Source organism: Bombilactobacillus thymidiniphilus (genome assembly GCF_023380245.1).
GTDB classification, from domain to species: Bacteria; Bacillota; Bacilli; order Lactobacillales; family Lactobacillaceae; genus Bombilactobacillus; species Bombilactobacillus thymidiniphilus.
In genome coordinates, this window is record NZ_CP093365.1 from 1462475 (window position 1) to 1475168 (window position 12694).

At 32.6% G+C, this 12694-nt stretch carries 14 protein-coding genes and 2 pseudogenes; 9 read left to right on the forward strand and 7 right to left on the reverse strand.

Annotation, left to right across the window (positions count from 1 at the left end; genetic code table 11):
• Positions 1 to 49 precede the first annotated feature (49 nt).
• Positions 50 to 1780, reverse strand: coding sequence for an Rqc2 family fibronectin-binding protein (locus tag MOO47_RS07390; RefSeq protein ID WP_249512807.1), 1731 nt, complete (start codon positions 1778 to 1780; stop codon positions 50 to 52).
• A 130-nt stretch (positions 1781 to 1910) separates the two neighbouring features.
• Here MOO47_RS07390 and MOO47_RS07395 point away from each other — a divergent pair, with 130 nt between their 5' ends.
• From MOO47_RS07395 to MOO47_RS07415, 5 genes are all read left to right on the forward strand, one after another.
• Positions 1911 to 2777: a DegV family protein gene (locus tag MOO47_RS07395; protein ID WP_249513572.1), complete on the forward strand. Its 867-nt coding sequence runs from the start codon at positions 1911 to 1913 to the stop codon at positions 2775 to 2777.
• 98 nt (positions 2778 to 2875) lie between these two features.
• The gene (locus MOO47_RS07400; RefSeq protein WP_249512808.1) at positions 2876 to 3361 is read left to right on the forward strand and encodes a hypothetical protein; all 486 of its coding nucleotides are present in this window, start codon (positions 2876 to 2878) and stop codon (positions 3359 to 3361) included.
• Positions 3354 to 3800, forward strand: a complete 447-nt coding sequence (locus MOO47_RS07405; RefSeq protein WP_249512809.1) for a RusA family crossover junction endodeoxyribonuclease — start codon at positions 3354 to 3356, stop codon at positions 3798 to 3800. The genes MOO47_RS07400 and MOO47_RS07405 overlap by 8 nt, the downstream gene beginning before the upstream one ends.
• Positions 3790 to 4401, forward strand: coding sequence for a hypothetical protein (locus MOO47_RS07410; protein WP_249512810.1), 612 nt, complete (start codon positions 3790 to 3792; stop codon positions 4399 to 4401). The genes MOO47_RS07405 and MOO47_RS07410 overlap by 11 nt, the downstream gene beginning before the upstream one ends.
• 482 nt (positions 4402 to 4883) lie before the next feature.
• Positions 4884 to 6263: a hypothetical protein gene (locus MOO47_RS07415; protein ID WP_249512811.1), complete on the forward strand. Its 1380-nt coding sequence runs from the start codon at positions 4884 to 4886 to the stop codon at positions 6261 to 6263.
• Between the two features lie 40 nt (positions 6264 to 6303).
• Here the strand turns inward: MOO47_RS07415 and MOO47_RS07785 are convergent.
• Both MOO47_RS07785 and MOO47_RS07790 read right to left on the reverse strand, forming a co-directional pair.
• Positions 6304 to 6363: pseudogene (locus tag MOO47_RS07785) on the reverse strand (hypothetical protein); the annotation flags it as partial.
• 251 nt (positions 6364 to 6614) lie between these two features.
• On the reverse strand, positions 6615 to 6824 hold the full coding sequence (locus MOO47_RS07790; protein WP_249512812.1) for a hypothetical protein: 210 nt from the start codon (positions 6822 to 6824) through the stop codon (positions 6615 to 6617).
• 90 nt (positions 6825 to 6914) lie between these two features.
• Between MOO47_RS07790 and MOO47_RS07430 the strand changes: the two genes are divergently transcribed.
• The 3 genes from MOO47_RS07430 to MOO47_RS07440 are packed head-to-tail and all read left to right on the forward strand — an operon-like array spanning position 6915 to position 8563.
• On the forward strand, positions 6915 to 7784 hold the full coding sequence (locus MOO47_RS07430) for an aldo/keto reductase (protein ID WP_249512813.1): 870 nt from the start codon (positions 6915 to 6917) through the stop codon (positions 7782 to 7784).
• 14 nt (positions 7785 to 7798) lie between these two features.
• Positions 7799 to 8116, forward strand: a complete 318-nt coding sequence (locus tag MOO47_RS07435; protein WP_249512814.1) for a carboxymuconolactone decarboxylase family protein — start codon at positions 7799 to 7801, stop codon at positions 8114 to 8116.
• Positions 8117 to 8131: 15 nt separating this feature from the next.
• Positions 8132 to 8563, forward strand: coding sequence for a cupin domain-containing protein (locus tag MOO47_RS07440; RefSeq protein ID WP_249512815.1), 432 nt, complete (start codon positions 8132 to 8134; stop codon positions 8561 to 8563).
• Between the two features lie 245 nt (positions 8564 to 8808).
• Here the strand turns inward: MOO47_RS07440 and MOO47_RS07445 are convergent.
• Positions 8809 to 9132: pseudogene (locus MOO47_RS07445) on the reverse strand (putative quinol monooxygenase).
• A gap of 125 nt (positions 9133 to 9257) precedes the next feature.
• Here MOO47_RS07445 and MOO47_RS07450 point away from each other — a divergent pair.
• Positions 9258 to 9461 (forward strand): SAP domain-containing protein, encoded by a 204-nt coding sequence (locus MOO47_RS07450; protein WP_249512816.1) that lies wholly within the window; start codon positions 9258 to 9260, stop codon positions 9459 to 9461.
• Positions 9462 to 9785: 324 nt separating this feature from the next.
• Here MOO47_RS07450 and MOO47_RS07455 read toward each other — a convergent pair whose 3' ends face one another.
• From MOO47_RS07455 to MOO47_RS07465, 3 genes are all read right to left on the reverse strand, one after another.
• The gene (locus MOO47_RS07455) at positions 9786 to 9938 is read right to left on the reverse strand and encodes a hypothetical protein (RefSeq protein ID WP_249512817.1); all 153 of its coding nucleotides are present in this window, start codon (positions 9936 to 9938) and stop codon (positions 9786 to 9788) included.
• A 646-nt stretch (positions 9939 to 10584) separates the two neighbouring features.
• Positions 10585 to 11316, reverse strand: a complete 732-nt coding sequence (locus tag MOO47_RS07460) for a CPBP family intramembrane glutamic endopeptidase (protein WP_249512818.1) — start codon at positions 11314 to 11316, stop codon at positions 10585 to 10587.
• Positions 11317 to 11689: 373 nt separating this feature from the next.
• On the reverse strand, positions 11690 to 12328 hold the full coding sequence (locus MOO47_RS07465; protein WP_249512819.1) for a helix-turn-helix domain-containing protein: 639 nt from the start codon (positions 12326 to 12328) through the stop codon (positions 11690 to 11692).
• Between the last annotated feature and the right edge of the window lie 366 nt (positions 12329 to 12694).

A 12694-nucleotide genomic window follows, 5' to 3' on the forward strand; every position in this document is an offset into this window, starting at 1 on the left:
TTAAATTAATTTAGAGAAATATTATTCGAATCAAAAAACACCTGAACAATCAATTTCGAGTATTTTTTGATTTTGTAGGTAATAGTTTAGCATCAACTAGTAATGTTTTTTGATCTGTATAGATGACAAATCCTGGTTTAGCACTATTTGGTTTATGAACGTGTTTGACCAAAGTGTAATCAATTGGAACCTTAGTTCCTTGCGCACCGACTTTGGAAAAATAAGCTGCTAGTTGAGCTGCTTGTAGTAGTGTTTCGTGACTAGGATTTAAACTTTCGATAATAACGTGTGAACCAGGTAAATTTTTGATGTGCAGCCAAGTATAGCGTTTGTCAGCCAACTTATTAGTGATGTAATCATTTTGTAAATTATTTTTACCTACGCGAATATTAGTACCATCACTCGCTACAAATAACTCGCCGGGGCGAGTTTTAACTTTTTTCTTTTTAGTATTTTTATTTTTCAAATACCCCTGCTGTTGCAGCTCCAAGATAATCTCTGCTAAATCATCCAGTCGGACATAATCCAGCTGGGCTAACAAACCTTGAAAATAGTTTAACTCCGTAGTTGCCAATTGTAATTGTTCTTGTAAATGTTTAGTGGAGTTTTTCAATTTTTGATAAGTTTTAAAATATTTTTGTGCATTTTTACTAGGTGAAAGATCGGGATGTAATTTGATTTCCAATAAATTATTGTTATCATAGTAATTCGGTAATTTAATACTGTTAAGACCACGATCTACTCTACTTAAATAAGCAGTTAATAATTCGCCCTCAATCCGATATTTTTCAGCATCTTTGGTTTTATCTAAATCTTTATTTAAACGCTTAATTTTAGTCTGGGAACGCTTAATATAACGTTTAGCAATTTGAATAATTGTACTAGCTTTTTGGCGCAAACGTTCTTGATGTGCACTTTGTTGATAAAAATTGTCCAACATGGAAGCGAAATTTGAAAAAGATTGCTCTTTATATCCGGCGCTTACTAAAGAATGGTAAGCAATTGCTGTGAAAATTTGCTGGTTTTGGCGCGTGTAAATCATGGGTTGCGGGGTATTAAAGGCAGTAAAGAAAGTATTCACTATATATAAAATGGCATTATAATCGGTTGCGCCATTTAACCTAAAGCTAAGTTCTTGGGCACTTTCTTTACTTAAGCCCATAAAATATTGTCTGATGAAAATGGCGCGTTCTGCAGTAGACATGATGTTAATTTGATTAACATGAAATTTGACGAATCTTTCACGTTCAAAGCTGTCAAAAGGATTTACTTTATCAGGTTGCGGTGGTAAACAATACTTAACTTTCGACAGCAATTCGCGATAACGATTTTGGGATTCATCAATGTGTTTAATAGCATCAACAATAATATTCTGATCTTTTTTAACTAAAATTATATTACTGTGCCGACTCATGATTTCCACGTAAAGCAAAAAAGTTTGTAAATCCCCCAGCTCATTGCGACTAACTAATTCTAATACCAAAATGCGATCGTTTTCAATTTGATAAATTTGCTTAATTACGGCACTATCTAAGTTCTTACGTAGCGCAATTAGGAAATTGGCTGGGGTCGGCGGGTTAATTGTTTTAATCTGCGTTATTTGAATGCGTGGATAAGTAGAGTTAGCAGACAGTAACAAATTATACTTTTCATGATGATTACGAATTGTTAGTAGTACTTCTTGCGCAAAAGGTTGTTGAATTTTACTAATGCGACCACCAACTAGGGTTTGTTGTAATTCATGTTGTAAAGCATGGATAAAAACACCGTCAAACGACATAAATGTAGAACTCCAATAACTAGATTTATTTTCTAAGTATCAATTTTACACTATTAGTAGTAATATGGTACAATATTTTCTATTAAAATTTGAATTATGGTTTGGTAAAAAAATGTTTGATGAAAATAATATGCGAATTGCTGTTGTTACTGACAGTTCTTCATATCTATCAAAGCAAGAAGCGCAAGAATATGGTGTTCATATTGTTTCATTACCAGTAATAATGGAGGGGCATACTTATCATGAAGGCGTAGATATTAGCACTGCCGATTTTTATGAAAAGATGCGCAATATGGATGAATTGCCGAAGACCTCACAACCTAGCTTAGGTGAAATGGACAAATTGTATGACCAGTTGGCTGATGAAGGTTATGATATTGTTATTTCAATTCATCTCGCAGCAACGATTTCTGGCTTTATTAACAGCTTACATACTTTGGCTGCTTCTAAAACCAATATTAAACTTGTTCCCTATGATTCACAAATAACGATTAGATTAATGGGTTATTTAGCTTTGCAGGCTGGTAAAATGGCACAAGAAGGTCTTAATTTAGATACGATTTTGTCGCGTTTAGATATGCTACGCGCAACAATTGATGAGAATTTCATTGTTAAGGATTTGACTAACTTGGTGAAGGGAGGACGATTATCAAATGCTTCTGCAGTAATCGGTAATATGCTCAATATCAAACCTTTATTAACTTTTGATGATGAAACAGATGAAATTGTTGCTTATGGTAAAGTTCGTTCAGAGAAGAAAGCTTACTTGAAAAGTGAAGAACGTTTTCGAAGAGCACAAGCTGAAGCTAAGTTTCCTTATCGTTTAGTAGTCTTAGATGCTAATGATCCAAAAGAAAATGATCGCTGGACGGCGCATTTACGTGAAGAATTTCCCGACATTACAATTGAGCAGAGCTATTTTGGTCCAGTTATTGGAACTCATTTAGGTGAAAAAGCAATGGCGATTGCTTGGATGAAAGATTTTGATCGAGTGTAAGCAACTAGTTAGCTAGTTGCTTTTTTGCTACCCATAGTTATTGACAAATTATTTGTACTTGTTAAGATGAGATTATATTAATTTTGGAGGTTTCTGTAATGTATAAGCCCCGTAAATTGGCGGCACTTCAGCTGTCACCTACTGCTTTGAAAGTGTTGACAGCTTGGTTAATCGAAGCTGCCAACCGTAAACAAATTGTTGAACAGACTGACTTGACTAAGAGTTCATTATTTCGTTATATCAAGCAAATTAAATCCGGCGAAAAACAAATTAGCGAATTGTTTACATTTCAGCAAATGCAGCAATTAATTGCTTTGCAAAATTCTGAGTGGAATAATTACAAAAAAGTTAAAGAAGATCCAGCTAATACTGATTTAAGCAAACAAGAAAAGCAAGTTGCTCATACACTTAAGAAACGAGGATGGTCCCTTTCGCAAAATAATCTTGATTTCGCAAAAGTCTTGCGTTTACAGGCTGGTAATCAAACAGAACAAACTAAAGGTAATGAGTTATTAGCAAGTTGGACATCAGCTAAGCGGGCACATTATCAAGAATATAAAAAGCAGGTTACTGGAAATGAGTGAATGGCAAGCAATTATTCCGCTAGCACCGTTAGCAACGCCACGACCGCAGTTTCGTCATGTTACTAGTGGTTCAAAGAGCAAGACAATCACATATTATCCTGCAAAATATACAGAATATATGAATGATGTCCAAACTTTTTTGACTGATCATCATTTGTACAATGATACTTTTGAGCAAGTTATCCATGCTCCTTTTGGTATTCTAGCGGAGATAGCCTTTTATTTACCTGTACCTAAGAATCAAAAAGACGTGAAGCAACTCATGCGCAAAACAGCACCAGATATTGACAATTTGCAAAAAGCAATTTTTGATAGTATTTTCAAAGATTTAAAGGTCCGTGATAGTCGTATAGTTGGTGTTAGTGCTATTAAAATGAATGAAAAGAATTATCCCCGTACCGAAATAAAATTAATAGGGATTGAAGATCATGAACGATAATAATACTAAAATTAAGTATCTTTTACAATGCGAGCCTGAATTACAGTTGTTGGTTAATAAGTATTTGCAATCTTTGAAGCAGTATCAAATTTTAGTGAAAATAGATCGTAAACATTATCAGCAGTTAAAAAATGATTTACAACCATTTATTGAAAAGCCTGTGGTTAAGGAGTTGTTATCGACCAGTTTAGTTGATTATAAGCATTTCCAAAAGACACCCCGTAAACCATTGACTACTAAAATTCAACATTTAGCTACGGATGATCTGGATTTTTTGGCGCAGGTTCATGTGGATCAGATTATGCCATTGCCGATTTTTCCAGAAGGAACTGAGATTATTAATTATTTACATCAAATTCGTAAACGGACCATGTATATTAAGCGCGGTTATACTATTTTGCAGTATGTGCAACCGGTTTACAAAGCACTCACTCGTCTACGACGTGGGGTTGTTAAACAGTCTGGTTATAAGGCGATGAGCAATGCTTGGCAAGCTTATCTTAAGGCATTTGATGATTTGCAGACTTACTATGAACAACATTATTTGCAAGCTGGCGGTACACCACGCAATTATCACGGACATAGCGCACATGAAAAGTAATGATTTTCTAAGATGATGCTTATCTGTAATTATAAGTTATGTGAAGTAGGCAATAGTGGATGTGATTATGTTATTTTTTGTATAAAAAGCATGTTTTAATAAAAATAATGATGATTACTTTTTGATTTGAGGTTTTTGTACCCTTAAAGATTTATCAGTAGTAAAACCGGTAAGCGATCAGATCGCAATATGCCTACGTTTTTGTATCCTTAAGGATTTATCAGTAGTAAAACATTAGCAATTATAAGACAATGTTTTGGATTATTTAATTATCTGAAATATTGTCTTTTTTATTTTTAGATTTAGATGCTAATTAATTTACTCATTTTGTATTTACAAAATGCACTTATTGGATTAAAATTCATCCTATTGGGTTAAATATAATGAATATATTTTTACTAAATAATACATAATTAACTGATAAAACAAATTATAAATCTTAATTATGAGTTGTATTAACAATTTATTGGAGGAGGGCAATATTGAGGGATAAATTGCAGAAATGGACCTGCTTTAAAAAAGCATCGTCCATTATTTTAATTTTGGATTTTTTATTATTTGGCTTACTTGGCTATTGGATGCCATTAGTAGGTGACGACCTGAATTGGTGGAGTACATGGGGACAGAATTATTTTTTTAATGGCACTTTTTTGAACTATGATGGACGCTATTTAGGCGATTTATTAATTATTTTGATGAGTCATTTACCAATTATTAGTTTTTTAATTTACGGTTTTTGTGGGAGTTTATTAGCATATCTAATAGCCAGAATTTTACGAATTATTTTCCCGCATAGCAATTATTATTTAAGATTGGTACTCAGTTCACTTGCTTTGTTGTTACTACCAAGAAGTATTTTTCGACAAATTTGGGGTTGGCATGCTGGTTTTGCTAATTATGGTCCGTCACTAATTTTTCCACTTTTTTTTATTGCTTTGACTTTAAAATATTGGAATAATAAACAACATCCGCAATTTAATCATTCTTGGCTTTTGTTCATAAGTGCTATTGCCGCACAATTTTTAGCTGAACATATTACGTTACTTAATTGTTTGAATATTGTATTGGTACTTATTTTAGGCCGGCAGCATTTGACCTCCTCATTTAAAAAGCAATATTTAAAGCCATTGGCATTGGGAAATTTTCTTGGAGCCATTTTAATGTTTTGCAATGGTGCTTATGTGCGTGTTTTAATGGGAAAAGATACTTATCGCAGTGTTGGTCAAGTACAACAAGATACACTAATTAATTACCTAAAAAATTTATTTGTGGGACGCCCACACCTTATGTTAGCTATGTTAATTTTTGTATTTGTTTTAGTAGTCTTGTGCTGGCTGAATTGGCAAAGATTCCACAATAGACTTTTGCTGGTGACAAATTGTTGGTTACTTTTATCAGCGACTGTTTCTCAAGCACCATTTATCGTAATTTCACCTTATGGACCACGTTGTCAATTTGTCTTTGTAATTTTTTTATGGCTGATAATATTGTTAAATATCTTGCCATGGTTAAATTTGGCACCACGTATTTTTTCTGTGTTAGTAACATTATTCTTCTTATTTACAGGAATTAAGTTTGATCATATTGCTTATGATTATCATCAAACTTTCGTAGTTGCAACAGCTTTAAGTATAGAGCAAGGTCGACAACATGTTAAACACACTTATGTACTGAATTATCGTGATGTTAATTTTATTTGGGCAACTAACAGTAGTTGGGATGCTAATTTCAAGGCCTATTTTGTCAATCCAGAGAGTAAAGTTGTGCCGGTTGACTATCAGACTTGGCAAGATTTAAGTCAAGGATTGAATTTAAAACAAAAGCACGATCGTTCTATATTATTGCAACGATTGAATAAATAAAATAGCTAATCCTTTGGATTGGCTATTTTTGTGAAATTAATTATACTTGTTGATTACTTTCCAGTTTTAACAAGGCTTTTTTACGGGTGAGACCGCCAGCATAGCCAGTTAATGAACCATCTTTGCCTAAAACGCGATGGCCAAGGGATGATTAAACTAATTGGATTGTGCCCTGTGGCATTGCCAACTGCGCGTGCTTTATTAATTTTAATTGCTAGTTCAGATTGTAAGCAATCAGACAACTGCTAATAAGTTGTTGCTTGCCCGTAAGGTATTTTGCTGTCTAAAAAATGTTACTTCCGGTTTAATAGGAACTGAATGTATATCAGGTTTTTGTCCTTGAAAATACCTTTATAGCCAGTTGATAGCTAGCCTAATAGGGCGGCTTTTAGATTTTTTGGCTGCAGCAAGATCATAATGGGCACCATAATTTTTTTGGTTATTAAACCATAAGCCTAACAAAGCTTTTTCATCACTTAGTAAAACGATTTTACCTAATGGGGATTGATAAATTGCTGAGTACAACATATTAGTTTTTTCCTTTACATTAAATTTGGACAAAATTAATTGACCTGAAGTGAACTTTAAGTAATATAATTTAGGCGTTGAAACGTTATGTTTTAAAATTGATCTATGTAAGGAGTGCAAAGTATGACTATTCTTGATGAAACTTATACGTTAGCTAATGGTGTTAAAATCCCTAAGTTAGGTTTTGGAACTTGGTTAATTGATAATGATAAGGTTCAAGAGCCGGTAAAGCAAGCTCTAACAGCTGGGTATTGTCATATTGATACTGCGGAGGCCTACGGCAATGAAAAAGGAATTGGTGTGGCTTTACGCGAAAGTGATATCTCTCGCGATAAGCTCTTTATAACGACTAAATTAGCGGCTGATATTAAATCTTATCCTGAAGCAGTTGAAGCTATTGATCAGTCATTGACCGATTTGGGTTTAGATTATGTTGATTTGATGATCATTCATTCACCACAACCTTGGGATAAATTTCGCAATGGTGAGCATTACTTTGCGGGAAATTTAGCTGCTTGGCAAGCTTTGGAAGATGCTTATAAGGTCGGGAAAATTAGAGCGATTGGTGTTTCCAATTTTGAAAAAACTGATTTAGACAATATTTTGACTAATGGAACAGTTAAACCGGTGGTGAATCAAGTGTTAGCACATGTTTCCAATACTCCATTTGATTTATTAGATTATTGCCAACAACATGATATATTAGTTGAAGCTTATTCACCAGTTGCACACGGAGCCATTCTCCAGAATCCAATTTTACAGCAAATGGCAGCTAAGTATGATGTCAGTGTGGCGCAGTTATGTTTGCGCTATTGTCTAGACTTAGGTATGTTGCCCTTACCTAAGTCAACAACTTCGAGTCATATTATTGCTAACACTCAGTTGAATTTTATGATTAAACAAGAAGGTCTTAAACAACTGAAGCAAATTGATCATATTCAAGATTACGGTGAGTTCAATGGCTTTCCCGTATATGAAAAGACTGACAAGTAACTGGGAGGATTATAATGGCTAAAAAACAAACTGCTGGCAGAGAACAGCTTGGTGATTTTGCACCACAATTTGCGCAACTCAATGATGATGTGTTATTTGGCGAAGTGTGGGATAAAGAAGATGAACTTAGTGCGCATGATCGTTCTTTAATTACGATTGCGGCACTAATTACGATGGGTAATACTGAGCAAATAGCAACTCATTTACAAATTGGTAAAAATAATGGTATCACTAGGCAAGAAATTGTCGCTGAAATTACGCACTTAGCTTTTTATGTTGGTTGGCCTAAAGCTTGGTCGACTTTCAATCGTGCTAAAGAAATCTGGCAATAATTAGGAGGATTCATTATGGCAGAAGATAACATTGAACAACCTGGAGTGTTCGCGACCGGATCAATGAATGATGCTTATGCGCAATATTTTATTGGACAAAGTTATAATAATTCTTTGGTGACACCTTCGGATGATGTCAGTGTTCCTGTTGCTAATGTGACTTTTGAACCGGGATGTCGCAATAATTGGCATATTCATCATCATGGCAGTCAGATTTTATTAGTAACTGGTGGTCAAGGCTGGTATCAAGAAGAAGGTAAGCCTGCTCAGTTATTAAATCCTGGTGATGTAGTGATCGCCCATGATGGTGTCAAGCATTGGCATGGGGCAACTAAAGATTCTTGGTTTAGCCATCTAGCAATTACGACTGGGGATGCTGAGTGGTTGGAACAAGTGACGGATGAATTTTATGACACTTTAGATTCGACTGTTCCAAAGGAAGGTTAATTAATTAAATGGACTATTAAGCTTTTCAAAATAGTATTTGTTTAAAGATGATAAGTGAGCTATAAATTTAAATAGCTCACTTACTACATATTTATTAAAATGTTTGACGGCAACCGGTTTACTCACAAGAGGCGATAGCGTATAAGAAAATTACGGCTTATTTTTGATATACTAATGATGGTTCTTTCATGTATGAAATATTACTTACTTAGTGTGTTGGCAGAAATTTAAAATGTATTACTTTTTTACTTACGGATAAATTCATCATTTTTAGCGGGGTGTATCGTCTTGGTAACGTTCTACATGCATGTGTAAATCATATTTTTCTCGTAATTTAGCTAAGTCTTGCATCATTTGAGAAGCATGATGCTTATCCAACGCTGCTTGATTAGACCAACTATCAATTAAGAGAATTGTTTCTGGATCGGTTAACGAGACAAAATAACCGTATTTCATATTACCAATTTCTTGTTTAATTCGCGCTACGATGCCGCTAGCAATCATTTCTTGAGCAAATTTTTGCGCTGAACCATTTTCCCAGTGTAGTATAAATTAACTGTTAAACTCATTGTTATTTACTTTACCTCCCTAATTAAATTACACTAATTATACTTTCTTAGAGTTACTTTAAGTCAACAATAATTCACAAAAAAATCAGAGATCCTAAGATAAGATATTCATAGGGGCACTTTTAATGAATCAACCACAATTTACTACAAAAATGACAGTCAGTACATTTCAAAAATATTGTTGGTATAAAAATGAGTTGGTCGCAATTTGTCAAAAATATCATTTGCCAACTTACGGTACTAAGTATGAATTAGTACAATATATAATTAGTTTTCTTGAAGGAAAATCAGCTATACAAATTAAACCATTACGTAAAAAACAACTGTGAAGCGTCTCCACTAATGTAATTACGCCTACAACTAAAATATTGGAGTCAGGTTTTAGTTTGAATCAATTGGAAAGATCTTGAAGTTTTGCTAGAAAAAAATCAGAAAGACATTATATTTTTACCAGAGTGGATCGACTACTAATGAGCTATGCACCAGGATCAGGAGTACGTCGTTGTATGAATTGAACAAATTCTATTGCATATGATGTTCATGTAAATTGGTAACAGTTTTTCTTTGTGATTATCTTCAATTTTGGCAGAAGTATTGCCATAAGGGGTATCAATAAATGGAACTAACGGACTATCAGCACCAATACTTTGCAGTTAGAAGTTACGTTCCATTTTGGAGTCAAAACCTAATAATCGTAAAGTTAATTTATCTTGAAAGTCTGGATTAACTTGGCGAACTTTTAAAACTTTACTTTCCCATAAAATAAACCCTAGATCTTGACGATCATGATATTTACCTTTGCTCATACTAGAATTTTCAATCCAAGTTGGTTCGGATAAGCTAGTGATACTTTGTGTTCACTCCATTTTTAAAGAATAGAATGACCATTATATTTGCAAAAATCAAAATGTTAAAATATTTATTTTGATAATGATGAAAAATTTTGAGCTTATAAAAATAAAAATACAGAGCTAAGTAATAAAAAAAGAGTGCAGCAGGGTATGATTCAGCAAAATTGAATTTTGTGATTTTTTAAAAATTATGCTAAAAAGTAATCTTATTTTTAATTGTTCTTCTCATTAATAAAGCTTAAATCTAAAATATTTTATTATTTTTGGTAAATATTGATAGTTTATTTATAATAATTTGATTATTTTATGCTTTAATTATTGCTAAAATTCTTCTTGATGATAAATTTTGCGTTTTATTAAAGTACAATTATTTAAAAAAAATAATTGCTGTAAAAAGAGTTTATGCAGTAACTAATCTTCAAATAATAGTGATAGTTTCAAAAAGAAATAAACGATAGTCTAACTTAAGTTCACATTTCCCCCGATGAGTCAGCTTCCTGCAGAAATTATTTCTTAATTGTGATACGTATATATTAAATTCAGTGTCACTCTTAAATTTTGCTATTCATGGCAATTAATAGTGGTAGTTAACTTTTTTATTTCAACAAGTTTTACCGAGTTTAGCCAGTATTATTATTGATGGAATAAATAATAATCCACTGAAAATTAGCACAACTAACCAGCTGCCACCGCTACTGTTGCCCGTAATATTAGGGGTGAAGTCGATCAGAGCGTGAATAATAATGGGGAGCGTTAGTCCGTTGGCGAGCACTCTAATCAAAGAAAAAAGAGTTCCAATAGCAGTAGCATAAACAATTTGTTGTAAAGTTACTTGCAAGTTTTGGTGATGAAAGAAATAATTGCTGAAGTGCAAGAGAGCAAAGATACCACTATTGTAAATTGCTGCTAATACTAGATTATTTTGCCGTTTGCTGATTAATTGAAGAAAAATATTGAATAACAATCCACGACAATAAACTTCTTCAAAAATTCCCGCAGCTAGCGCGATCAATAAAAAGTTGATTTGTTGTGGTAGCGAATACTGAAAAGTGAGCACAATATCTTCCGGAATATTTTGTACGAAAGAAATTAATACAATGAGAATTAAGACGACTAAATAACTACCCCAATGTCTGTGTTGGGGCGATGTAAGTACTAATTTAGTTGTTTTAATAATGTATAAAGCAATTAAAGCCAAAAAAACTTCAAATAAAAATCTGCTGATCCCGTAGCGTAGTGAATTTTCGGCAACGTGATGAATCAAAACATGTCCAACCATAAAATAAACCAGAATCAAGATAATTGCAGCAGTAATTTTCTTTTTTAAACTCATTATGTTTTCGCTCCAGTGTAATATTTATTACTAATTTAAAAAAATCAGCCTGCAAAATATTGCGAGCTAATTTCGCATTATTTTACTTCCGTTCAGTTATTAATATTGAGTATTCTAATAAATATAAAAAAAGAAGTGCAAGCTGATTATTTAAGACTTGTATAAAATCTAGCAATATTCATTATTTATCGTGTCTTAAAAACACAGCTTGACCTTGTTACGTAAATTGAACTACCATTCAAAGTGGAGAAAAGGAGGATTTACATCATAATGAAAAAAAGTGATCAATTTAAAATTTTGAGTGATAAAGAAAAAGAATTAATTAATGTTGAAGGAGGACATCAGTCTTATTTCCATAGATTTCTAAACGGTTTTAGTCGTTACCACTAAGTTTTCGATTGATTGTAGGATGTAACATCAGTACTGCAATTAAAGACAGTGTATTCATGATGATTGTCAGTAAGAGACTTATAGTTTCCCCTAGATTGACAACGGGATCATTAGAAAATGATTGTAGGACATATGGATCCGGTAAAACTATTACAATATTAAATATTAGAGACCCTGCAAGGAAAATTAGTAGCCAAACTAATTTCTTTTTTGTTTTAAATCTTTGCCATTCAGTAAAAAATAGTAAGTATACTATTAGTACGATTAACATTGTTGAGGAAACAAACTTAATTTGTTGAATAAGACCAAATAATTTTAAGTAGCTAAAAATTAGTAAAAAAATAAGTAAAAAATATAAAATATATTCTATATAAGTATTACGATGAGTTGCTTTCTCTTGCTTTTCATAATGTTCCGTAATAGCTGTGTCATCTTCAGTTAACTTATCTAAAGATATATTGAAAATTTTGCTTAATTCGAGCAAGGTTTTAATATCAGGTAGGCTACGATTATTTTCCCAACCGGAAATAGTTTTACGTGAAACCATCATTTTTTGTCCCAATTGTTCTTGAGTTAAATGCTTTTTTTGGCGATTATTTTTTATTTTTTCTCCAAGATCCATATTATTTTTCCATTACTATTATTTTTTTGTAAAAATTTTTAACATATCAACATATTTTTATAATATATTTTGATGATACATATATCAATAGCAATGAATAATTTTCTAATTTTCCATAATAATAATATTACACAAATAATAAAACCCAAGAGGCAGATTTTTTGAATTAGCTTCCCAGGTTTTATTATTTGTTTAATGCTGTTATTAGTAAAGATATAGATTTAATTAATTACTTTAATTACCAAAATTTGTGCCCCTTACTATTAAAGCCGTGTACAAAATCTATAGCGAATTGATACCACTTTTCACCTGCAATGTTTAAAAGATCTTTATCATCTATGGTGTTAAATTTTATGAGTTGATTCA

Excerpts from the sequence above, each read along its gene's own strand:
- MOO47_RS07390 (WP_249512807.1), bottom strand. The coding sequence starts at position 1,780 with ATGTCGTTTGACGGTGTTTTTATCCATGCTTTACAACATGAATTACAA.
- MOO47_RS07395 (WP_249513572.1), top strand. The coding sequence starts at position 1,911 with ATGCGAATTGCTGTTGTTACTGACAGTTCTTCATATCTATCAAAGCAA.
- MOO47_RS07400 (WP_249512808.1), top strand. The coding sequence starts at position 2,876 with ATGTATAAGCCCCGTAAATTGGCGGCACTTCAGCTGTCACCTACTGCT.
- MOO47_RS07405 (WP_249512809.1), top strand. The coding sequence starts at position 3,354 with ATGAGTGAATGGCAAGCAATTATTCCGCTAGCACCGTTAGCAACGCCA.
- MOO47_RS07410 (WP_249512810.1), top strand. The coding sequence starts at position 3,790 with ATGAACGATAATAATACTAAAATTAAGTATCTTTTACAATGCGAGCCT.
- MOO47_RS07430 (WP_249512813.1), top strand. The coding sequence starts at position 6,915 with ATGACTATTCTTGATGAAACTTATACGTTAGCTAATGGTGTTAAAATC.
- MOO47_RS07435 (WP_249512814.1), top strand. The coding sequence starts at position 7,799 with ATGGCTAAAAAACAAACTGCTGGCAGAGAACAGCTTGGTGATTTTGCA.
- MOO47_RS07440 (WP_249512815.1), top strand. The coding sequence starts at position 8,132 with ATGGCAGAAGATAACATTGAACAACCTGGAGTGTTCGCGACCGGATCA.
- MOO47_RS07450 (WP_249512816.1), top strand. The coding sequence starts at position 9,258 with ATGAATCAACCACAATTTACTACAAAAATGACAGTCAGTACATTTCAA.
- MOO47_RS07455 (WP_249512817.1), bottom strand. The coding sequence starts at position 9,938 with ATGAGCAAAGGTAAATATCATGATCGTCAAGATCTAGGGTTTATTTTA.
- MOO47_RS07460 (WP_249512818.1), bottom strand. The coding sequence starts at position 11,316 with ATGAGTTTAAAAAAGAAAATTACTGCTGCAATTATCTTGATTCTGGTT.
- MOO47_RS07465 (WP_249512819.1), bottom strand. The coding sequence starts at position 12,328 with ATGGATCTTGGAGAAAAAATAAAAAATAATCGCCAAAAAAAGCATTTA.